This is a genomic window from Leekyejoonella antrihumi (assembly GCF_007845645.1).
Taxonomy (GTDB): domain Bacteria; phylum Actinomycetota; class Actinomycetes; order Actinomycetales; family Dermatophilaceae; genus Leekyejoonella; species Leekyejoonella antrihumi.
Map to the genome: position 1 here is coordinate 1 of NZ_VCQV01000138.1, position 1045 is coordinate 1045.

1 protein-coding gene is annotated in these 1045 nt (G+C 69.7%); it reads right to left on the reverse strand.

Features of this window, described 5'->3' with window-relative positions:
- On the reverse strand, positions 1 to 1045 hold a 1045-nt coding region (locus tag FGL98_RS25135), incomplete at both ends, for a S53 family peptidase (RefSeq protein WP_146321625.1).

Sequence of the window (1045 nt, forward strand, 5' to 3'; positions counted from 1 at the left end):
GGTGATGTCGTGGAACCCGCCGAGGCCGGCGTGTGCGGCGACCGAGTACAGGGTCGGGTTGGCGAAGCCGAGCCGGGTGGTGCACTGCGGCAGCGCGTTGATCAGTGCGGTCATCCCCGCCCACAAGGGTGCCGCGGCGCTGGTGCCGCCGATGAGCTCCCATCCCCCGTTGACCGCGTTGTAGATGTAGTAGCCGCTCTCGGGGTCACCATCGGCGGAGATGTCGGGCACTTCCCGGCAGTAGCCCGACGCCGCGCCGCACGGGGTCTTGCTGGAGTAGGGGTTGATGACTCCCGGCACCTTGCTGGTGGACTGGTAGGTCGGCATCGGCCACACGGTCGAGATGCCGCCCCCGCCCGCACCGGCACCGAGCGCCGCCTCGTCCCAGGTCGTCTCGCCAGGGGGTGGGCCTTGCGTGTTGAGCGTGGTGCCGCCGACCCCGGTGACGTATGGCTGGCTGGCCGGGTCGTCCACCGCCAGCTCCGTCTCCGATGGGAAGTTTGCCGAGTAGCAGCCGGTCGAGCCGTCGTCGCCCGCCGCGGCGTAGATGCTCTGACCCTGCGCCGCGGCCTGCTGGAAGACGGTGTTCTCCGCCGAGAACTCCGCGGAGGGGCTGTCCTGCTCACAGAGCCCCCAGGAGGTGGAGATCGTCTTGGCGACGTCGTCGGTGACCATCTTCGAGTAGGCGGGCAACAGACCCACTCCGTTGTTGGGCGCGCTGTAGACCCAGATCGTCGAGCGCGGGGCGAACCCGGCAATGTTCTCGATGTCCAGGGCTGCTTCCCCGCTCTGGCCGCCGGTGGCGCCCCCGTCGATCGCGACCGTCTTCACGGATGCGGAGGTGTGGTAGCAGGACTGGTAGGTGCTGATGTCGCTCGGCGTGTAGGGCTCCAGCTCCAGCACGGCCACCGTCTGCCCGGCGCCGAGGTCACCCTGCGCGTACAGCGGACTCATCTGGTAGCTGCTCGCCAGCTGGTTGGCCAGCCAGCCGGCGCCGCCGTAGTTGTTGCGCGCGTCCTGCACCGCCGTGCAGGGAGCCGGACCG